The 21503-nt window shown below is 44.1% G+C and carries 15 protein-coding genes; 6 read left to right on the forward strand and 9 right to left on the reverse strand.

The features are described from left to right. The first annotated feature begins 163 nt into the window (after window positions 1-163). Window positions 164-1486, forward strand: a complete 1323-nt coding sequence (locus tag M3085_RS04780) for an aspartate kinase (protein ID WP_178255932.1) — start codon at window positions 164-166, stop codon at window positions 1484-1486. A 3-nt stretch (window positions 1487-1489) separates the two neighbouring features. Then, a complete protein-coding gene (gene lysA / locus M3085_RS04785; protein ID WP_178255931.1) occupies window positions 1490-2650 on the forward strand; it encodes a diaminopimelate decarboxylase in 1161 nt (386 codons plus the stop codon). A 210-nt stretch (window positions 2651-2860) separates the two neighbouring features. On the opposite strand, the gene M3085_RS04790 is transcribed toward lysA, so the two are convergent. Continuing rightward, the gene (locus tag M3085_RS04790) at window positions 2861-5056 is read right to left on the reverse strand and encodes a DUF5686 family protein (protein ID WP_191709823.1); all 2196 of its coding nucleotides are present in this window, start codon (window positions 5054-5056) and stop codon (window positions 2861-2863) included. Window positions 5057-5174: 118 nt separating this feature from the next. Here M3085_RS04790 and M3085_RS04795 point away from each other — a divergent pair, with 118 nt between their 5' ends. After that, window positions 5175-5876 carry a Crp/Fnr family transcriptional regulator gene (locus M3085_RS04795; protein ID WP_178255929.1) on the forward strand — a complete coding sequence of 234 codons (702 nt, stop codon included), beginning with the start codon at window positions 5175-5177 and terminating at the stop codon, window positions 5874-5876. Window positions 5877-5943: 67 nt separating this feature from the next. Here the strand turns inward: M3085_RS04795 and M3085_RS04800 are convergent, their stop codons facing one another. The 7 genes from M3085_RS04800 to M3085_RS04830 form a co-directional block, all read right to left on the reverse strand. After that, complete coding sequence (locus M3085_RS04800; protein ID WP_249052428.1) at window positions 5944-6630, reverse strand: DUF4493 domain-containing protein; 687 nt, start codon at window positions 6628-6630, stop codon at window positions 5944-5946. Window positions 6631-6641: 11 nt separating this feature from the next. Then, window positions 6642-8786, reverse strand: a complete 2145-nt coding sequence (locus M3085_RS04805; protein WP_249052429.1) for a DUF4493 domain-containing protein — start codon at window positions 8784-8786, stop codon at window positions 6642-6644. After that, window positions 8779-10431, reverse strand: coding sequence for a PCMD domain-containing protein (locus tag M3085_RS04810; RefSeq protein ID WP_249052430.1), 1653 nt, complete (start codon window positions 10429-10431; stop codon window positions 8779-8781). Before M3085_RS04810 ends, M3085_RS04805 begins: the two co-directional genes overlap by 8 nt. Before the next feature lie 18 nt (window positions 10432-10449). Beyond that, the gene (locus tag M3085_RS04815; protein WP_178255925.1) at window positions 10450-11196 is read right to left on the reverse strand and encodes a hypothetical protein; all 747 of its coding nucleotides are present in this window, start codon (window positions 11194-11196) and stop codon (window positions 10450-10452) included. Window positions 11197-11301: 105 nt separating this feature from the next. Beyond that, a complete protein-coding gene (locus M3085_RS04820) occupies window positions 11302-13146 on the reverse strand; it encodes a DUF4493 domain-containing protein (RefSeq protein WP_249052431.1) in 1845 nt (614 codons plus the stop codon). Between the two features lie 8 nt (window positions 13147-13154). Beyond that, on the reverse strand, window positions 13155-14408 hold the full coding sequence (locus M3085_RS04825) for a DUF4493 domain-containing protein (protein WP_249052432.1): 1254 nt from the start codon (window positions 14406-14408) through the stop codon (window positions 13155-13157). 27 nt (window positions 14409-14435) lie between these two features. Further along, window positions 14436-15215 (reverse strand): DUF4493 domain-containing protein, encoded by a 780-nt coding sequence (locus tag M3085_RS04830; protein ID WP_204499081.1) that lies wholly within the window; start codon window positions 15213-15215, stop codon window positions 14436-14438. Window positions 15216-15434: 219 nt separating this feature from the next. Between M3085_RS04830 and M3085_RS04835 the strand changes: the two genes are divergently transcribed. Further along, the gene (locus tag M3085_RS04835; RefSeq protein WP_178255921.1) at window positions 15435-16280 is read left to right on the forward strand and encodes a helix-turn-helix domain-containing protein; all 846 of its coding nucleotides are present in this window, start codon (window positions 15435-15437) and stop codon (window positions 16278-16280) included. Between the two features lie 215 nt (window positions 16281-16495). Continuing rightward, entirely contained in the window at window positions 16496-16690 is a 195-nt protein-coding gene (locus M3085_RS04840; RefSeq protein WP_249052528.1) for a hypothetical protein, read from the forward strand. A 267-nt stretch (window positions 16691-16957) separates the two neighbouring features. Here M3085_RS04840 and M3085_RS04845 read toward each other — a convergent pair whose 3' ends face one another. Beyond that, the gene (locus M3085_RS04845; RefSeq protein ID WP_249052433.1) at window positions 16958-19915 is read right to left on the reverse strand and encodes a PEP/pyruvate-binding domain-containing protein; all 2958 of its coding nucleotides are present in this window, start codon (window positions 19913-19915) and stop codon (window positions 16958-16960) included. Between the two features lie 236 nt (window positions 19916-20151). Between M3085_RS04845 and gdhA the strand changes: the two genes are divergently transcribed. Beyond that, the gene (gene gdhA, locus M3085_RS04850) at window positions 20152-21489 is read left to right on the forward strand and encodes an NADP-specific glutamate dehydrogenase (protein WP_178255919.1); all 1338 of its coding nucleotides are present in this window, start codon (window positions 20152-20154) and stop codon (window positions 21487-21489) included. Window positions 21490-21503 lie beyond the last annotated feature (14 nt).

Raw genomic sequence — 21503 nt, forward strand, 5'->3', positions numbered from 1 at the left:
CTCCGAATAAACTCCTTTTTGTTTACTTCTTTATGGCTGTTGCAAATAAAATCATAGGATTTAATCGTTTTTTTTGTGAAAGAGCCAAAAATCAGCATTTTATTATTACATTTGTACTCGAAAAATAACTAATTAACGAACAAATTAAAATTCGGAACGAAAAATGAAGGTTTTAAAGTTTGGAGGAACGTCTGTCGGATCTGCACAGAGAATGAAAGATGTAGCCAAATTGATTACTGACGGTGAACAGAAAATCGTAGTTCTTTCTGCTATGTCGGGTACAACCAATACGCTGGTTGAAATTTCGGATTACTTGTACAAGAAGAATTCTGATGGTGCAAATGAGATTATCAATAGGTTGGAAGCTAAGTATAAACAGCATATTGATGAACTTTATTCTACGGAAGAATATAAGCAGAAGACGTTGGAATTTGTAAAATCTGTGTTTGATTATATTCGTTCGTATACCAAAGATATTTTTACGCTGTTTGAAGAAAAGGTAATTTTGGCTCAGGGAGAAATCATTTCTACGAATATGATGACAAATTATCTTTGCGAACAGGGTGTAAAAACTGCGCTTATTCCTGCGTTGGATTTTATGCGTACGGATAAGAACAGTGAGCCGGACTTGACTTATATTCGCGAGAAGTTAAACCTTCAGTTGGAAGCTAATCCGGATTATGAAATTTACATTACGCAAGGATTTATCTGCCGCAATGCTTATGGCGAGATAGACAACCTTTTGCGTGGCGGAAGTGATTATACCGCGTCATTGATTGGTGCTGCTATCAATGCTTCAGAAATTCAAATTTGGACAGATATTGACGGTATGCACGATAACGACCCGCGCGTTGTGGATAAGACTTCGCCCGTACGTCAGTTGCATTTCGAAGAAGCTGCAGAACTGGCTTATTTCGGTGCGAAAATTCTTCATCCAACCTGCATCCAGCCGGCCAAGTATGCCAATATCCCCGTGCGCTTGCTGAATACAATGGAGCCCTCGGCTCCGGGAACATTGATTTCCAACGATACGGAGAAAGGTAAAATCAAGGCAGTAGCAGCCAAAGACAACATAACAGCTATTAAGATTAAGTCGAGTCGGATGCTGTTGGCTCATGGATTCTTGCGCAAAGTATTTGAAATCTTCGAAAGTTACCAGACTCCTATTGATATGGTATGTACTTCAGAAGTTGGGGTATCGATGTCGATAGACAATACCAAGCATCTGAATGAAATCGTAGACGATTTGAAGAAATACGGTACGGTGACTGTCGACCATGACATGTGCATCATTTGCGTGGTAGGCGATTTGGAATGGGAGAACGTTGGTTTCGAAGCTAAAGCATTGGATGCGATGCGCGATATCCCGGTACGGATGATTTCGTTCGGCGGAAGCAACTATAATATTTCCTTCTTAATTCGTGAGTCAGATAAGAAGCGTGCTTTGCAATCTTTGAGTGATGCTTTGTTTAACGGGAAGAATTAAATTATGAAAGGGATATTTCCGATTGATAAATTTCAAGGATTAAAAACTCCTTTTTATTATTACGATGCAGGTTTGCTGCGCGATACCTTAGCGGCTATCAAGGCAGAAACTGCTAAGTATAATAAGTTTTGCGTGCATTATGCAGTTAAGGCGAATGCCAATCCCAAAGTGCTTGGAATTATCCGTGAAAGCGGGTTAGGAGCCGACTGTGTAAGCGGAGGAGAGATTAAAGCGGCAATCAAGGCCGGATTTCCTGCCAGCAAAATCGTATACGCCGGTGTGGGAAAAACCGATTGGGAAATCAATTTAGGTTTGGATTATGATATTTTCTGCTTTAATGTAGAGTCGCTTCCTGAACTGGAAGTGATTAACGAACTGGCTGCCGCTAAAGGGAAAATAGCACGAGTAGCTTTCCGTATCAATCCCGATGTAGGAGCACATACACATGCTAATATCACAACGGGGTTGGCAGAGAACAAGTTTGGTATCAGCATGGCAGACATGGATAGAGTAATAGATAGAGCTTTAGAGATGAATAATGTAAAGTTCGTCGGGTTACATTTCCATATCGGGTCGCAGATATTAGACATGGGAGACTTCATTGCACTGTGTAACCGTGTGAATGAGTTGCAGGAAAAACTTTTCGCGCGCCAGATTATAGTAGAGCATATTAACGTAGGTGGAGGTTTAGGTATTGATTACTCACATCCTAACCGCCAGCCGATTCCGAACTTTGCCGAATATTTCCTTACATACCACAAGCATTTGCGCTTGCGTCCTCAGCAAACGTTGCATTTCGAGTTGGGACGTTCCGTTGTGGGGCAGTGTGGAAGCCTTATAACACGGGTTATTTACGTAAAGCAGGGGACTAACAAACAGTTTGCCATCGTAGACGGAGGTATGACAGATTTGATTCGTCCGGCTTTGTATCAGGCATATCATAAGATAGAAAACATAAGCTCGGATGAAGCGGTGGAAACTTACGATGTAGTAGGGCCGATTTGTGAATCGTCAGACGTATTTGGTAAAGCCATTGACCTTAACCGGGTTAAGCGAGGAGATTTGATTGCACTTCGCTCTGCCGGAGCTTACGGAGAAATTATGGCATCGGGGTATAACTGCCGCGAACTTCCGCTTGGTTATACATCAGATGAATTAGTCTGAGTCATTTTATCGGATAAATTGATAAAATAGATAAAGAGTTTATTTTAAGCCGGGGTCTTCAAAATTCTAACGGTAGAGTTGGTCAGTTCTATGGGTAGAAACAGCAAACGCTACCGCATGGGATGAGTAATGCTACCCGTAGTGTTTTGAGGGATATACAGGCGGAGAATTTCTCCTTTTGCTTTCGCAGGTAAGAAAGTTTAAGTAGTCTTATTTATTGAATAGTTCGAAGGTAAATTTACATCCTACTGATGTGAATTTACCTTTTTCATTTCCTATAAAGACACCCGCATCAAAGATATGTGTGCCAAATCCATATCCCAATTCGATATAAGGATTCAAGTGAGGTACGAACAGGATACCCGCATAGAGACGCTCTTTTTGGATGAAAGAAAGCAACTTCGAGACCGGATAAAGTAATATGAAAGGAGCTTCGTAAGTTAAATTTCCGTTTACGTAGTGGTTCGAAGCGTTATACCACCGCGAATCCAGCGTCTGAAAAGTTCCGCCTATGTCATCATTCCATCCCTGCGGCAAGTTCCGGTTGGCAAAGTTAACGTAATCAACGAAATACATATCCGAACGGTTTTGATTTGTGAAAAATCCCGCACCGAGGCGGTAAGAAAGGGTGCGCACATTCCGTAACCGGATCATCTGTTCTATCGAGAACTCTATGCGCTCATATTCCCCCGAATTGTTTAAAATACGTATTCCCCGTTCGTAATCCAACGTCAGGGTGGGATAGTAAGAACCTACGTTTATTTTACGGTTTCCGTTCATGTAATAATACATGCCCGGCGTCCATTGTATACGGATACGCGGAGCAAAACTGTTGTAGCGCGAGCGTACGCGGGCTTCTACCTCCGGAGTGCTTTTGGTATAACGCCAGTGCATGGCTATACCCGCCCATACGTTCAGTCCGTTTATTATTTCGATATTGTGTGAGACGTCTAAATAAATATCTTTAAAGTAGTCTAACTCCAGCCCTTCGAATGAAAAAGCACTGTCGGGGAGCGCAGCCAACTGATCGAGCACCACACTGCTGTAAATGCGGTTACCGTTTCCGGCATGTACTTCGATAGAGCCGTGGCGTCGAGGATTATAAACATACTCTACGTCTGCTTTTGCATAAAACTCTTTTTTCGTAAAGTTATAACCTATTTGGGGAGCGATGCGTAACAGCCTGCCGTCATGAAACAGTTTGTTATATTTAAATACCTGCCTGTATGAAATACCGTTGCGGTGGCTGTAACTGACTAGCAGCGGGTTTATCAGAGGCGAACAATTCACTGTTCCGAATTTGGAGATGTCGATGTCGTAACTGCTTATCAAGGCATCACCTAATTGTCCTAAATAAACAAGGTTCTTTTTCCGTTTTGAAGGTTTTGCGTCAAGCGTATCTGCCGCTTTTTGCCGTTGCCGTTCGTCAGCCATCCAGTACAAAGAGTCTTCACTTGCACTTAGCGGGATGGGACGGATGCGGTTAAACGAATCCCGGTCTGAAATCAGGCTGCTTGTATCGCAGGTTAGCGTATACGATTGCGACAAATTGTAATGTTCTTTTTTCTGCTTTCTGAATACTGCCAAATCTTCACCCGGTTTCCTCAGTACGATTTCGTTATACTTCATCCATCCTGTATATTTCATAGTCAGATGGTTACGCAGAAACTTAAAGTTCAGTGTCAAGTTTAGTAAGATAGGGAGGTATTTGCTCTCTTCCGTATCCCCCATTTTCATGGAAAGATGAAAATGTATCAGGTCATACTTCCCGCTGACGTTTACGTAACGTATGGCCCAGTCTTCCGATGAAATCCAAATAAACCCTTCTAAGAGTTGCGTGCTGTGATAGCGGGGTATAAACCGGATTTTATACAGGTTGCTTCCTAATTGAGGGCTGATCGAGTCGAGCAAATAGTAATAATGCACTTTAGCGCTGCGGTTAAGGGGAGATAATATTTTGTTTTCCATCACCGAAGGCGCATAAAGATTGAATTTCATGTAGTCGAATATGTCGAATATTTGTCCCCGGTTACTGGGAAACGTACTCGAAACAGCCCTGATTTTCCGGTCGTAGATAGAAGGAGCCGTATAATGGAACTCACTGATAGATTCGTGTAAATAATTGTTTACCCCTTTTTCGAGCCGGAACATCGACGGGATATAGCGGATAATGCGATTCTGTTTGTGTATCTGTAACTGTCCCTTCAGGTACAAGTCACCCTTATAGCTTTTTACTTCTTGCGAATAGAATGTAGCCGAATTGAAAATATGCTCCAATACAGAGTCTGGAACAAACGATTTTTCAGGAAGAGACGCAACTTGGTTGCGTGCTTCTCCAGTAATCGGATGTAAGCCTAACACGAGCATTATCATCCAGCAGGCCACATATAAACGATAAGTGTACATAATTCGGGGCAAATATATAACAAATGACTTTGGAGTGGATATTTTTATTAATAAAAAAGGACAAATTAAATATATTATTTTTACCTTTGTGCTGAATAACATGTTTTCTCGAACGCTTATGGTAAAAAAGGAACTGACTGAAGCTGAAGTTGCCAAATGTATTCCCGATTTATGGCAACCTTTGACACAGGAGCAACGTGATTATCTTGCCCAAAATTTTGTGGTTCAGAAGTATAAGAAGAATGAAACAATTTACTGCGAGGGAGAAACCCCCATGTATTTGATGTGCTTGCTGAACGGAAAGGTGAAAATCTATAAAGACGGGGTAGGAGGGCGTAGCCAGATTATCCGTGTAATCAAGAGTCAGGAGTATTTTGCTTATCGGGCTTACTTTGCCGAAGAAAACTACGTTACCGCTGCTGCTGCGTTTGAGCCATGCACCATTTGCCTCATACCTATGCCTGTTATCATTACGCTGCTGAGAGAAAATCCCGAACTTTCCATGTTCTTCATTCGTCAGCTGTCTAAAGACTTGGGCATAGCTGATGAGCGTACCGTAAGCCTTACCCAAAAACATATTCGCGGGCGTCTTGCCGAATCGTTGCTGTTTTTAAAAGATACATACGGGGTGGAAGAAGACCAATGTACGCTGAGTATTTATCTTTCGCGTGAAGATTTGGCGCATTTATCGAACATGACAACCTCGAATGCCATCCGTACATTGTCGAACTTTGCTGCTGAGAAACTTATAATTATCGACGGTCGGAAGATAAAACTTTTAGAGGAAGAAAAGCTGAAAAAAATCAGTAAAATAGGATAAAGCTTGTTCCTTCGTCGGAAGAGGTAAAGAGATTATAGGGGCGTATTTGCGGATACGCCCCTACGTTTTATATATCAAACTGACGTGTCTCTACGTTATAGGTTACTGTGTATACCGTGCCGGACGAAATGGTTTCGCCTGCTTCTGTTCCACCGTAACTGCCCGATTGGTTAAACGGCTCGTTGTCGGAGTTGGTGGCATTCAGCGTATAGCTGAAGGCAGCACCTTCGGTGTAAGAGAAATAGGCCGTTTCACCCTCTTGTAGGCTGACGGAACGTTCGCCTACGGTGGCTGTAAAGGTGCATGAAGAGAAGTAGCCGCTATACTCTTCCGGCAGGCTGAATGTTACCCCGAAATTTATCATCGGTACGCTGACTTCCACCGAAGTGGTCTGTTCGGCTTCTACGGTAAATGCCTGTTCGGTGTAGTACACCGGTTCGCCCTTTTCGCTGTTCGTCCACGACGAGTTTGTTTCGTAACTGCTGCTGTACGCCTTCAGCGTGTAGCTTCCGCTTTCCAGTCTCACCTTATTGGCTGTGTCGTCAAGCGATTGCAGTAAACTGCCGTCCTGCCAGATTTCCACCGTCAGCGGTTCTTCTCCGCTACGGGTAGCAACGATGCTTTCATTCACAGTCTGTACGGCAATGTCGCTGATAGACAGATAGCCGTATCCGTTTGTTTCAGGAGTTTCTTCTTGCTGGCAGCTTGCCAACAAGAAGGTTCCGAATATGCAGTATAGTAGGGGATGTTTCATAGGTTCTGTTTTTATTTATCGTAATTTAAGTGAAATGAATCAAGCCAGAATTGGCTACCTATAAGATAGGCATTAGTATAACCTTCCCAAAGACTTGCATCTCTAAAATCATCTTCCAAATGGTCTCTGTCCTCTTTAGTTCCGGCTTTAAAGACAATTCTTATATGAGAAATAGATAGTTCCTTCATTGATTCATCGTATGTAATTTCTATTGATTTAGTTTCGTAGTTACTTACTGCTTCTCCTGACTGTAACTCTCCTTTTCCTATAACGGTTTCTACATCATCGGTAATGTTTAACAGCTCTGCTGATATTAAATATTCATCACCGTTATAAGGAGAGGCTTTATAAGTGAAAGTTAAAGAAGTAGGGCGAATGGCTGCTTCTTTTGCTTTTATAACATCTGTGTCAGCTTCGTAATTGCCTACACAAACAATACCTGCCGATATATTATTAATGACGCTTCCTCCTTTATGTCCAAAATTACATGTATTACCTGCTCCCCAGCCTATTGTCATCATGTGAGCAACCGTGCTGCCATTTTCGGTGATGGGCAATGTACTTGATTTAGATACGTAAAACGCATTAACGCCATTAGAATGGCAAGTTAACGAGTTACGTGTATCAATCCATTCTCCATTAAAAGTATATAAAGGATTATCGTCTTTGGGATAACTCGTTGTATATCCTTCATCCAATGTTGAATTAGGAATACTTAAAGTTTCGTATGTTTTGACTTCCACCACATCTGTATAAATCTCATTACGATATGCTCCACGCACATAATAAGTTGTTCCCGGTTGTAAGTCAGCTTTGCGTAAATCCTCTCCTAAATCAGTCCAATCAGTGCTTCCATCGCTGCTGAACTGGTATTTCATATTTTGACTAAGGGTCTCAAAGTTACCTGCTTCAACTTGGTCTTCCATCAGGGCATTGACGGTAAATTCTTTCGTCCAAATGTTACCCGGATATACATTAATGTGAAATTCCGGTCTGCTACAATTCAACGTATAAACCCGATTGGCCGATTCATCCTCGCTGCTCCAGCGTCCGTTAGCCTGTACATCTACTTCGATGGTGTTGGCAGTGGTGGTGCCCGCATTGGTCTGCATACGAGCAACTAACGGAGACAGGTCAAGACTTGCCGATTCGCTTCCTACGGCGGGGAGCGTGATGCCCAGCGCGTCTTCTACCGCTTTCTTATCCGCTTCGTCGGACAATACATAGGTTTTATCGCCGTTCAGCGATGTGAATTGTTCATCTTCGAAATGGAATTTCAGCTTCATGTCCTGCAAGGCAGAAGCGGTATTCAGTTTGATAACGGCAGTGGGAGTCTCTGTTTCGGCGAACGAGAGCTGGTTGTCGGTAAATCCTTCCGCTTCCAGTTTCGGTTTCGGCAGCCACGTTTCAGGCAGGGTTTCCGATACGGTTACCTGTTTGATTTCTGCCTTCGTTACCGTTAGCGGAATCTCATAACGGTCCGGTTCGGGCGACAAAGTCAGAATCAGGTGCTCGGCAGCCTGAAGCGAGGTAGAGATACCTTCAATCTGAATGGATTTTTCTTCTGTCTCTCCCGATTTGACAGCGTGGAAATACACCTCAAACGATGACCCGGCGCGGAAATAAGCACTCTTCGTTGTATCTTGAATGTGTACCGTGTCGCTTTCTACTTTCACCTCCACATACCAGTTGCTGTAAACGTCGCTGAATTTCTTTTTCTCTTCGTTATATTTTACTGAGAGCAACGAGTTTGCCACCTTACAGGGGATGCTGACGGCAGTTACTTGGTTGGTCTTTATTTCTTTGGCATTCACCTTCCCTTCGTAGTAAGGTGCATCCAACGCCAATGCGGGGTTTTCGCCACACACTGCCGCAAGTTCGTAAAATCCGGCTTCGGCATGAATCACGTCAGAAGTATATCCACCGTCATGCACCACTTCTCCCGTGGCGCTGCGTGTAATTTTTATCTGAAAGTTTTCTGCTGCCGCTCCCAATTCTTGCGGAGTGGCACGCGATACGGTTACGGTAACCGGGTCGGTGAGCGATACTAAAAATCCCGTTTTGCCCGATAAAGAGTTGAGGTCGTCTGTCTGACTGCAAGCTGCAAATGTCAGTGCAGATACCAATAAAGAGAGATAAACTTGAATTTTATTCATATATTAATTCCATTTCGTCTAAATACAATGTGCTGCTTTCACCTCCTGTAAACAAGTTTCCATATTTGCTGGAACTGCATACTATAATTAAATACTGCGGTGTTACGTTTGTGCGGTAATACTCCAAAGGAACGTCAATTTGTGCATATCCGTTACGTTCACTGCCTGATACATCTACTCCCGATTGGTATTCTCCATAAGCAATGACAGAAGAAGCTCGTTTGTTGAATATGTCATATCTTCGGGTGCGAAGTTCTATTTTTTCTGTGGTTAGCGCAATGTAAACGTGGCATGTATCGTTCTGTCCTTTCATGTAATCCCAATCATCCCGTTCTGTAGGAGTCCGGCTAATGGTAGAAGTAGTGTATTTCAAGTGCATCCGTAAAGTAGAAGGGAAAGCAGAAAACTCACGTCCTAAGGTTAAGATACCATGCGTTCCGTCTGTTTGGAAATCTCCGGTAAAAAGGTTTCCTGCTGCCAGTTTCATTGTCAGCCATTTTGTTTGTAAGCAGGCAGCCCTTGTACCGCTGTATACAATTTCTGTTTCGGGGACGGAGTTGCTGTTTGCTATGATTGTTGCCCCTTCGTTTCCGGTAGTCCAATACGTATTTTCACCTTGTACTCCCGGATGCCATAACGTTCTTCCACTGCTTGTTGTTTCGCTCCACCAGTCTTCGAATCCCCCATTCGTCAGCGGGGTGGCGGGAGCTGTGGTAAACGATTCGGAAGTTACGGTTGATCCGTTTATTGCTACTTGGTATTGGTAGCTGGTTCCGCCGGTCAGTCCTGTGATATCCGCCGAATAGCTGGTTCCGCTTACCGTAACAGCCGAAGATGAAAGCTCAGTCCAGTTGGACGCACTGGTTTCTTTGTAAGAAATTACCGGAGTTTGACCGCTCTGTATGTTTCCGCTTATCGTAGCACTGGTAGTTCGGGGAAAAATGCTTGCCGTCGAAGTGCTTCCTTTGCTGTGATACACATAAACAGTCCATTCTTTTGCTGTATCTTCCCATCCTTGCGATACTAAGAATTGCTGAGCCGAACTGAAGTCATGCACCGTGGTAGGGTCGGGAGTAACTGTGCCCGAAGCTCCGCCCAAGTTCATGGTATTTACTTGGATGTTCGACAAGTCAGTATCTGTCGATACATAAATAATGGCAATACGGTTTTCCGTGTCTATTACCGAACTGATTTGTCCGGTTACGTCGATGTTTCGTTCGATGATTTGAGTAACGTTTACCGTCCACTGGTAATCTTGATAAGTTTGCAAGGTAAATTTCACCGGATTCGTAAAGTTTACCCGTGTATCTGCTGTATTGTCGAGCGTTTCAAACCCGGCAGTGGGAAATTTGGAATAGTCTACACAAACACTTGAGTCTACCTGTATGGTAGCTTCCGAAGAAACTGTAAACTGGGTGATGCGTAACTTGGTTAAGTCTACCGTATCGTCTACGTATAGCGTTACTGTCCGATTAGAGGTACTGATAACAGCTTGGTTGCCCGAACCGTCGGGGGCGGCACACTGTCCTTCTACGGCAAACGATTCGATATTGCCTTCCACTATCGGATAAGGAATGTCATTCTCTATTTTACAAGCGTTCAACGCCAATAGTCCGGCTACTATATAAACAATCTTTTTCGTCATACTTTAATCCATGAGGGGTTATAAATAGAAAGTCATACCAATGTTGATGGAAAACAAATTGATTTTAAAGTTTCCGGAAGTAGTCCGTTGCTTTCCTGTTTCCACCTGATTTGTTTTTTGATCTCTCCATTTGAAATCAAATCCCATGATACCCATCGAAACTTCCACTGCCGACCAGTCGGTGATGAAAGCAGTAACACCCGGTGCGAAACCGATTTCCAAGTTATGGGTCGTTTCAAACGTACCGTCGTATTGCGCTCCCGAACCGGTGGAGTTTTTTCCGCGTGCATATCCGTAAGTGATACGGCACTCGTTAAACAGACCGAATATCTTGCTGCGCCCTACCGGAAGATAAGTACGTAAAAAGCCTGCTACCTCATACTTATGTTCCAAGTAATACACATCGTCTAAGCTGATGTTGAAATCTTCACCCAGATTTAAGTCGAGGTTGCCTAAGTCTAAGTACGTCCGATTATACCCGAAGCGGAGACCGGCAGCCATGTTATCTCGGAAGAAATATCCTACAAAAGGACTTACCTTGAAATCATACCCTTTACCTTCAATGTTTTTCAAGACTGTAAAGTTCAGGTTATCTTCGTTATGTTCCGAGTAAGAAATCGTACCTCCCGCCATCCATTGCCCTTTCGGGACAAATACGGATTCATGAATGCCGCGATCGATACGTTTTACGCGGTGAGGATTGATGGCTGAAGCGGTTATTACGCTTGCCGATAGCAGAATAAATGTTAAAAGTTTAGTTTTCATTCTTCATAAGGATAACCGAAAGGGGAAATCCTGTTTCAGATTCCCTCTTCCGGTTAGGGTTATAAGATTTATAATTCTTGTAAACAAATGGTGTCTCTTTTTGGTTTAATGTGCCGGTTCGCCATCGTATACCAAAGAGAAGTCATCAACATACATCAAACTGCTTGTACTTCCCGTAAAATAGTCGCCATATTTGCTTGCCGAAGCTACTATAATTATATATTTAGGCTTGCGAGTTAAATCACGATATTCTAAATCTATGGTGAACTGAGTCCAATCTGTTGCACCTTTAGCTTCTTCTTCTGTAATAGTACCGTAAGCAATGATATGCGGATTATTTGTACTGAAATCTATAGCATTCTTATATTTAAAATTCTGCGGTTCATCTGCTGATAATCGATTATCAATTTCAAATGCAGCAGCCGGAGCTACATCATCAGCAGCTAATCCTTCATTGTCTGTTAATGCAATATATATGGAACATAAGTCTCCGCCTGCTTGATTCAATATTTCAGTATAATTTGCATCGTTATCTTCGTCTATCGTTGTTCCACGAGTATATTTATACCAGCCTTGTAATTTAGTAGGACGAGATGCAAATTCTTTACCAAAACGAATGCGGGCACCCATTGGGCTCATAAATGTTTCGCAATAATTGCCAGTATAAATATTACCAGCAGCAAATTTACCAACTCCAAACAGCCCAACAAACTGAGACTCTAATTTAGCCGATTTTCCTCCGCTTGTATGAACAACTCCTTCTTCAGGTGAAGTGGGATTTTTTGACATCATCGAAGTTCCTTCATTTCCTGAATCCCAAAAAGTATTTCCGTTGTTGTAATTGGCTTCGGCTACAGCATACCAAACTTTTCCAGCTTGATACCAATCATCGAAATTACCGTTATATAAAGCTGTAGCATCTTCTGTGGTAAACTCGGTTACTTCACTGTATTGCTCGTCATTATATGCCATGCGGCTTTCATACGTTGTGTTCGGTTGCAGCGAAGTAATGGTTGCCTTGTAGTCTTCACCGTCTTGCGTTGCAGCTACCGTAGTCCATTCCGCAGCGTCTTTTTCACGGTATTGGAATGTGATGTTTTCCGGAGTCAGTTCACTGCTTGATACTTGTCCGGTCAGGTAAACCAATTTCGCCCATGCATTTGCCGTAGGAGCTGAAAGCGGAGCTGAGTCAGGCGTGGTTTTGATATAGAACGTATACGTATATTCTTTGGTGCTTGGGTCTACGCTGATTGAAATGTTTCCCTCACCGCTGCCTTCGCTCACCTTGTAATTCAAGATGTAGTGGTCGCGTGCTTGTACACCTTTAATTATATCGTTTTGCGTAAAGTTCTCGTTGTCTTTATTGGTTACAGATACCGTTGCTTTCAGGTCGGTTACGGGGAAATAACCCGATGGGTTTTCTTGTCCCATGATGAAAGTCAGCGGGTCGATACCGGTATTGTCGGCATTGTCGTCGATTTCCACGTTGGCTGCCGTGAACGCATCGATAAACGATTGGTCGAAGTTTACCGTAACCTTGACGTTGGCAAGCGTACAAGTGATGGTTTGGTTTACTTCCTTATCTTTTTCAATCGTAATTTCCGCACTTCCGGCATAATACGGTTTGTCGAATCCGGAAGTTGCACCATCGAATCCGGCAGATGAGGCTTTCAGTGTGTAAGTACCCGTAGCCAATGCGATTTGCTGACCTTCCCATTCGGTCCAATTCGATGTTTCTTTTACCACTTCTCCATCTGCCGAAACAATCTGAATACCGATCTGTTCGGGGTTGTAAGGTGCTTCATCGGCACGGGTGGTGACAGAGGTGTTGACGCCTAAGTTCAGGCGCAAGTAACCCACGTTGCTGTTTGATAGCTCATCTTCGTTTTGGCAAGCGGAGAGCATTACCATGAAACAGCATATTATTAATGTATACCAATTCTTTTTCATAGCTCTAATTAGTTGTTTATAGTCAGGGTAGCTGACTTGCTGTTGTTATTAGCATCTATAACTGTTAATGTAAAGTCATGTTTGCCTGAGAAATTACCCAAAAGTGTAAATAAGGTAGACGTCATGGTAAACGTATAACTGGTTGCATTTGCTTCAGGTAAAGGGAATAATTCCGATAAACTTTGTGCATCATCACTAGCCAAGTCCATTCCGTCTCCGTTAACAAGTCCCATGTCTGCCACCATACCTTCAAATGTACTATTGGTTGATGCAATCTTTACATAGACGTTTTTAATGCCATTAGGAACGGTCATAACTACGGCTACATCCGTTGGATAATCTGTTCCTACTACGGTTACGCCGTTTGTTAAATAGCCGGTTCCGTTATCCGAGATTTCGATATTGTTGTCCCCCGGTTCTTCCGGTTCAGTCGGTACATCCTCTACCGGGATTTCCACTGTTTCGTTGGTATCACTGAAAGTAATGTCAACATTGATAATGAAACCAATCTGCGGACGGTTATCTTCCGAAGGTTCGTTTTCATCGATGTCGATGTTGATATTCAGTACATCGCCTCCCGTAAAGTTGTCGCTGTCGTCGCCATACGACTGGTCAGCATCCGCTTTGGTGAATTGTTTCTGGTCGGTGATTTTCGTACCATCGGTCGTAGTGGCTTCGATGTTCATCGTCATGGTCGTAACATTGTCGCCCAAATGCCAGTAAACAATGGTGTCGTTTACGTTCTCATTAGAGAAAGTAATGACATGGCTGTCTCCATCGTCAATGTTAATAGTCCATGATTGGAACATGCTTTTAAAATCATCGCTGTAACCCATGTCGATTTTGGTGTTTGCCATTTTACAAACCACCTCTACCTGCGACGTTACTCCGTTGGTTATGGTCAGCGTTTCGGTGCCTTCATAATACGGGGCACTCATTTGTGTTTGGATATCGCCTTCCGTACTTGCCGAAACCGTATACGTACCTGTCGGCAGAGTTAAAGGCTTAGGCAGTTCCGAGTAAGTATAAGTGTATGTATTTTCTGCATTTTCCGTATTCGTGATTACCACGTCGAAGTTATCTGTAGAAATGCTGCTTCCCGTATCAGCACGGCTTTCTGTTTGAGCCACAGCCACCGACAATTCCAGACTTCCTGTTTCGGTGGAAGATCCGTTGCCTCTCATTTCGTCTGCCATTTCACACGAGGACAATCCGGCTACCAGCGCCATGCCCAGCGTAAATATATTTAATTTTTTCATCATAATATCGTAAGTTTAGTTTTTAATCAATCAAATCCAATCGTTAGGAACTTCGATGTCTTGCTCGTGGTCGACAGTTGAAGTATCGATTTCTACCGAAATAGAAATATTGCCTTCAGCATCCGGAGCTTTCGGAGACACGTTGATGGTCAATCCCGTTTGCGGACTCATTGTGTAAGTCTTGTTGGTGGTAGACTGTGAGCTGTCAGAGATTTTGGTTGTAGAAATGGTTACGCTCACCGATTCGTTTTCTTCCACCTTCAGGTATGCCGGGTCGATATCGGTTTTACTCCATACAAAAGTCTCGTCGCCTAACGCAGTTGTTTTAAACGTAACATAGTAATCGCTGAAATACTCGCTCATGCTGTCGGCAAACTTCACGCTAACCTTTGCGCAAACCGGCTTGCAAGTAACCGAAACGGTTTGAGTAGCAGCCTCTTCACCGGTCGAAGGAGTAACGGTAACGTCGGTTACGCCCTCTACATACATACTTTCTCTCGATACGGCTTGATCTTCTCCGTAAAAGGCTTTCACCTGATAATTTCCGGCATCCACCTTGATGGCAGAAGGCAAATCCGCATAATTCCAAGTGTTCAGAACTGCCGACTCCTTTATCAGCTGAACCGTATAGTTGTTCAGGTTCTGATAGTCGGACTCGTCAAGCGCACGCGACTGAAACCCCGTCTCAGCCGTAACATTCAACGAAATAGTGCCCTCTCCCGACGGCTGTGCGTCGTTTTCAGAAGAGCAAGATGCCATTAAAGCTCCCGCTCCCATCAGGCAACAAAAAGAAAAAAACTTCATATCCATATAATTACCGTTATTAAAATTTCGGTGCAAAGTAATGGCAAAGCTAAAAAACTCACAAGGTCAATTTTTATTATTTTTGTTCTGTTTTTTACGTGCACATATTTTTGTTTGTCATAAATACCCTATTTTCGCGATTTTATACATTTTTCATTCTTTCTTTTATAGTCTAAATTTCAAATTCATTACTTTTGTGTATGAGGAAATATAAATACGATTGTCATGGAAAAAGACTTGCCTAAAATCGATTTGCCCGAAGACTGGGTCATCGGGACAGACATCAATAAAGAGCTGCTCAGTTTATATACGAACTATCCCGTGCGGCTGAAATGTGAGATATTTGTACTCTGTATGGAAGGAGAAGTAGAAGCGTCGGTAAACCTGAACCATATTTCGGTGAGGGGGAACGATGTGATTACACTTATGCCCGGAAGTATTTTTCAGATTCATAGTATCAACGGCGATTTGAAAATTTATTTCTTGGGATTTTCTTCGCAGTATCTTGAGCAGGCAAGCCAAGCACATTCTATGCTGGAAGCGATTTACTCTACGCTTGGACGTCCTATCATTACGCTGAAGCCGGAGGGAGCAAAGATGCTGGAAGAGTATTTGCAGTTCTTAATCCGCATGTACGAAGGAATGTCGGAGAAGATACGTAATGAGATAACTTCAAATCTCTATGCAGACATACATAAGGGAATTTCTATACTTTATAAAAGTAAGAATTACGGGAAAGTGTCGCTTACGAAAAGCGAGCAAATCTGCCGTAATTTTACGCAACTGGTCATGTTGCATTACAGTCAGACCCGGAACGTGTCATGGTATGCCGAGAAGTTAGGCATCACTCATGCCCACCTCTGTACCACGGTAAAGCAAGTAATGGGTACGACGTGCGTCGACATCATATCGTCAATGGTCATCATGGACGCCAAGTCGCAGTTAAAGTCCACCCACCTCTCGATACAGGATATCTCCGATTCGCTGAACTTTGCAAACATGTCTTTCTTCGGGAAATACTTCAAACGCTACGTGGGAATGAGCCCGTTAGAGTACCGGAATAAGGGTTGAAAATCCGTCTTCAAACGCTTCCCATAGCGCAGGTGCGTTCTATGGGTAAGACTCCTCCTCCCATGCGGTAGCGTAAGGTAACGCTTCCCATAGAATTTTAGAGGGCTGTTTTGGGGGTGAAATGAATGCCTGTAACCGACTCCTACATTATTAAATAAAGGTTTTAAATCATTTTATTTGTATATCGGTATCAATAGGCATGTCTTATCGAGAAAATGTGTTATTTTTGTAGTTCCGAAACAGCTGTTTCCGAAACGGCTGTTTCGGAACTGGCTATAAAGATTAAGAATATTCTCATCGAAGAGTTCGGCAAGGATTACGGAATTTATTTCTCTATTCTGTCGGCTATCGCACGGGAAAAAACTCTTGAGGCGAAAGCGAATGTTTTTCTGCGCGTAATAGGCGAGTAGATTACGAATCATTGCCCGATACGGTAAAAAATGCGTTGGATAACGGAAATAGGGTGCTGCTGATTCATAAATTTCCGGTGTGATGTAGCGCCAACGGCGGAGCGGTATGCCTGCCGGCAGCTGATGTAGGGGCGTATGGCATACGCCCTTGAATACATCAACTTATCCGTGCGAGTGCTTTGGAGCGTATGCGATACGCCCCTACACAGGCTGTCATAATCAGTTAGGCTTTATTGTTTATGCGGAATAGTAACTTCACGGTATGGATTATTCGTTGAACATCACTACTCCAATTTTCTTTTTACCATCCATCTTAACCGTGAGCGGACGCTCGAAGCGTACCCAGCGCAGGAACTTGGTTTCTTCTACGGCAGGCATACTGTCGAGCAGGGCTTGATTATAGATGCCGTCGTTCATATACGCATTGATGGTAAAGTAACCTACCCCGAACGAAGTGAGGTTCTGAAAGAAATGCGTACCCTGACTGGGGTCTACACGGTAATTCGTCAATCCGGCTTCTACGATGACGCGGGCAGCGGAGATGTTCGGCCATTTAACGGGAATGCCGAGCCACGTGTCGCTGCTTCCCCAGCGTCCGGGACCGACAAGAACGTAATGCTTATCTTCATCCAAGAAACGGCGGTTCAGTTTCTCAATGTCGTAAGCAATCAACTGGTTGTTCGATGCCGAGTAACCATCGGTCTTTACGTAGATTACGTCTTGAATATCTTCCATGATGCCGTGACCTAACGAGTTTTCGCTCTTCAAAAGCAGGCGGTCGTCGGGGATGGCATTTAAATCTTCCTGCAAGTCGGCTTTCATGTCTACCATCGGGCGTATCTGTAACAGGTAGAATACGCCGCTCTTGGTACGGGCATTGAAATTGACGGCAAACTCGATTTCTACGGGTCGGCGCATTTCGCCCTGTCCGTATTTCTGCACTAACTGCAAGATGCGCGCCAGCGGGAATACATCGTGCTGGAGGATATTGGCAAAGGTGATGAGCTTGCGCCCTCCCGGATAAATACCGTCGCGGATTACCATGTCGTAGGGGTCGTAGGTTGAGGCGATGTAATTCAGTGCACCGTCGGCTTCGGCATCCTTCACGTGGAGTTTCAGCAGGTTAAACCCATCGTCTAATGAAAAGTTTTCGCCCATGTTTTTGAGGTCGAGCGCATAAAAGCGGGTCTGCGTTTCGCGCAAGGCGATCTCCATTTCGCTGGTCTGCAATACCTGATTGGGATGATACGGACAGACCCGCAAGGTCAACCCGCCATCGACAATGTATTTTCCTAATCCCAACGCAAGGCTTACCGTGCCCTCTTCTGCCAACTCGTCGTTGATAGGATAGTAGTTGACGGAACGCGCCACGCCCGAAATGGCAGGATAATACCGGTCGCCGTACTGCGTACCCACCACTTCCTGCAAGATAACCGCCATCTTCTCTTGGTCGATGACGTTGCTCGTAGCCTGCATATACGCCTTACTGTCTTTATAATACACCGAAGCATATACCCCCTTGATGGCATCGCTCAGCATACGCAACATCTCGTATTTATCATCAAGATACGGAATCATGTACGTAGAGTAAATTCCCGCAAAGGGCTGGTAATGGGAATCTTCGAGCAGGCTGGACGAGCGGATGGCGATGGGAGATTTCACTACTTCGAAGAAAGCAAAGAAGTCCTCCACTAACCGGTCGGGCAGCTTGGCGTGAAGAAAGGCTCGCAGAATCGTATCGTCATCGGCATCGCTCAAAGCTATCTGATAGAGCCGGTTGGTATCCATGAACTCATCGAAAATGTCGGTACACAGTACCACCGTTTTAGGGATAACCACTGTGGCATTTTCAAACTCCTCGAAATCGGGGTGTCGCTTCACCATGTTGTCGATAAACGCCAGTCCGCGTCCCTTTCCGCCCAGCGAACCGTCGCCGATACGGGCAAAGTTAGAATAACGGTCAAAACGGTCGCGCTGGAAAATGGCAACCACTCCCTGATTCTTCATTTTGCGGTACTTTACGATGGCATCGAAAATAATCTGGCGGTGCGCATTCAAGTCTTGCAGCGAATCCCAACTCATTTGTTTTACGAACTCGGCAAGCGGGAACATGGCGCGCGAATACAGCCACCGCGAGATATGATTATGGCGGATGTGGTACAGAAACGATTCGGCGGGAATAGAGAACAGTGTGTTCTGAAGCTCTTTCAGGTTATGGATGCGTGCTACCTCTTCCATCGTATTCGGGTCCCGGAAAATGAAATCGCCGAATCCGAAGTTATTGGAAACCGCTTCGCGCAAGTCGATATTCATTTTCTTTGAATTCTTGTCGATGAACTGCGCCTCTAATTGGTCGGCATACGCCCGGTTGCTTTCTTCCGCCGACTGAAGGATAAGCGGAATAAACGGGTCTTGCTTACGCACCTCCGTCAGCAGTTTGATACCCGCCAGCGGGTCGGTCACCCCATCGTGCGGGAAACGCGCATCCGAAATAATTCCCAGCATGTTATGACTGTATTTCTGATATAGCCCCATCGCCTCCTCATACGAGCGTGTCAGTACAATTTTCGGACGTCCGCGCATACGCAGCGTGCGCTGGTGTTCGTTCAGCGCTTCGGTAGCAAACTCCTGACTCTGTTGCAATACAAACTTATAAAGGTTAGGCAGCACGGACGAGTAAAAACGGATGGAGTCTTCTACCAGCATAATCATCTGCACACCTACTTCCTCAATGTCATGCTGCAAATTCATCTTGTCTTCTATCAACTTGATGATAGACACCAGCAAGTCGGTATTTCCCAGCCAACAGAAAACATACTCAAAGATACTCAGGTCTTCATGCTCCATGCGTTTGCGGATGCCATGCGAAAAAGGAGTCAGCACCACTAACGGCAGGTGCGGATACTTTTCTTTCACTTCGCGGGCGATGTCGAACGTATCGCTGTTGTCCGATGCAGGCATACAGATAACAAGGTCGAACATGGTTTCGCTCAACTTCTCCCACGTTTCTTCTGCGGTAGACACTTGTGTAAACCGGGGCGGATAACGGAGGCTGAGGCTCATGTATTCATTGAAAATCTTTTCATCGATGCGGCCGTCATCTTCCAGCATGAAAGCATCGTAAGGATTGGCTATGAGCAGCACATTGAAAATCCGTTTCGTCATCAGGTTGACGAATTGTGTATCCTTAAAATAGAGTTGATTCAGTTTTAATTTGCTAAGCATGTTTTTCCGATTTGATTTGCAAACAAATGTCGGTATTTCTGATGATTTATGCAAACGAATGCAACTAAAATGAAAATATTAGTAATCAATATGATGAATGGCTGTATTGGGTGCCTTCTTTCTTTTTATCATTATTTAAAGCAAAAAGCGGAGGGAAAATTTTGCTGTTTTCAATAATTACTTATCTTTGCACTTATAAAACATTTCATTTTGTCAGACCTTAAATAATAAGAAGTATGGATATTAATCGGATTATGTCATCTTTGGAGGCTAAGCATCCGGGTGAATCAGAGTATTTGCAAGCTGTTAGAGAAGTATTACTTTCTATAGAAGATGTGTATAACCAGCATCCCGAATTTGAAAAAGCTAAAATCATTGAACGTTTGGTTGAACCTGACCGCATTTTTACGTTTCGCGTAACTTGGGTTGACGATAAAGGTGAAGTGCAAACCAACTTGGGTTACCGTGTACAGTTTAACAATGCCATTGGCCCGTATAAAGGCGGTATTCGTTTCCACGCTTCGGTTAATCTTTCCATTTTGAAATTCTTGGGATTTGAACAGACTTTCAAAAATGCACTTACCAGTTTGCCGATGGGCGGAGGTAAAGGCGGCTCCGATTTCTCACCGCGTGGAAAGAGCGATGCCGAAATCATGCGGTTCTGTCAGGCATTTATGCTGGAGTTGTGGCGCCATTTAGGACCTAATATGGATGTACCGGCAGGCGACATTGGTGTAGGCGGTCGGGAAGTAGGTTATATGTTTGGTATGTATAAAAAGCTGACCCGTGAATTTACAGGTACGTTTACGGGCAAAGGTTTGGAATACGGCGGTTCGCTGATACGCCCGGAGGCAACAGGGTTCGGCGGCTTGTATTTTGTAAAACACATGCTGGATAAGAAAGGTATCGACATCAAAGGCAAGACAGTTGCTATTTCCGGTTTCGGAAACGTGGCATGGGGAGCAGCAACCAAAGCAACTCAATTAGGAGCAAAGGTAGTTACGCTTTCCGGTCCTGACGGATACATCTATGACCCCGATGGCGTGAGTGGCGAAAAGATAGATTACATGCTTGAACTTCGTGCTTCGGGCAACGATATTGTGGCTCCGTACGCAGAACGCTATCCGAGCGCAACGTTCGTACCCGGTAAGCGTCCGTGGGAAGTGAAGGTAGATATCGCTCTGCCGTGTGCTACCCAGAATGAGCTGAACGGCGAAGACGCTGCCATGCTTATTAATAATAATGTACTCTGTGTGGGCGAAATTTCGAATATGGGCTGTACACCGGAAGCTATCGATGCTTTTGTGGAACATAAGGTTATGTATGCTCCGGGAAAAGCGGTGAACGCAGGCGGTGTGGCTACTTCGGGATTGGAAATGAGCCAGAACGCCATGCACATAAGCTGGACGGCTCAGGAAGTAGATGACAAGTTACACCAGATTATGCACAATATTCACGAACAATGCGTGAAGTATGGCACAGAACCGGACGGTTATATTAATTATGTGAAAGGGGCAAACATCGCCGGCTTTATGAAAGTGGCTCATGCTATGTTGGCTCAAGGAATCGTTTGATAAAGTTTCAGAAG

The sequence above is a fragment of the Bacteroides caecicola genome (assembly GCF_023337095.1).
In the GTDB taxonomy this organism is placed as follows: Bacteria; Bacteroidota; Bacteroidia; order Bacteroidales; family Bacteroidaceae; genus Phocaeicola; species Phocaeicola gallinarum.

Bases quoted from the DNA above. Each gene is read 5' to 3' on its own strand.
- M3085_RS04790 (WP_191709823.1), bottom strand. From the start codon at position 5,056: ATGTACACTTATCGTTTATATGTGGCCTGCTGGATGATAATGCTCGTG.
- M3085_RS04810 (WP_249052430.1), bottom strand. From the start codon at position 10,431: ATGACGAAAAAGATTGTTTATATAGTAGCCGGACTATTGGCGTTGAAC.
- M3085_RS04830 (WP_204499081.1), bottom strand. From the start codon at position 15,215: ATGGATATGAAGTTTTTTTCTTTTTGTTGCCTGATGGGAGCGGGAGCT.
- lysA (WP_178255931.1), top strand. From the start codon at position 1,490: ATGAAAGGGATATTTCCGATTGATAAATTTCAAGGATTAAAAACTCCT.
- M3085_RS04840 (WP_249052528.1), top strand. From the start codon at position 16,496: ATGTGTTATTTTTGTAGTTCCGAAACAGCTGTTTCCGAAACGGCTGTT.
- M3085_RS04805 (WP_249052429.1), bottom strand. From the start codon at position 8,786: ATGAATAAAATTCAAGTTTATCTCTCTTTATTGGTATCTGCACTGACA.
- M3085_RS04835 (WP_178255921.1), top strand. From the start codon at position 15,435: ATGGAAAAAGACTTGCCTAAAATCGATTTGCCCGAAGACTGGGTCATC.
- M3085_RS04825 (WP_249052432.1), bottom strand. From the start codon at position 14,408: ATGATGAAAAAATTAAATATATTTACGCTGGGCATGGCGCTGGTAGCC.
- M3085_RS04815 (WP_178255925.1), bottom strand. From the start codon at position 11,196: ATGAAAACTAAACTTTTAACATTTATTCTGCTATCGGCAAGCGTAATA.
- M3085_RS04845 (WP_249052433.1), bottom strand. From the start codon at position 19,915: ATGCTTAGCAAATTAAAACTGAATCAACTCTATTTTAAGGATACACAA.
- M3085_RS04780 (WP_178255932.1), top strand. From the start codon at position 164: ATGAAGGTTTTAAAGTTTGGAGGAACGTCTGTCGGATCTGCACAGAGA.
- gdhA (WP_178255919.1), top strand. From the start codon at position 20,152: ATGGATATTAATCGGATTATGTCATCTTTGGAGGCTAAGCATCCGGGT.
- M3085_RS04820 (WP_249052431.1), bottom strand. From the start codon at position 13,146: ATGAAAAAGAATTGGTATACATTAATAATATGCTGTTTCATGGTAATG.
- M3085_RS04795 (WP_178255929.1), top strand. From the start codon at position 5,175: ATGGTAAAAAAGGAACTGACTGAAGCTGAAGTTGCCAAATGTATTCCC.
- M3085_RS04800 (WP_249052428.1), bottom strand. From the start codon at position 6,630: ATGAAACATCCCCTACTATACTGCATATTCGGAACCTTCTTGTTGGCA.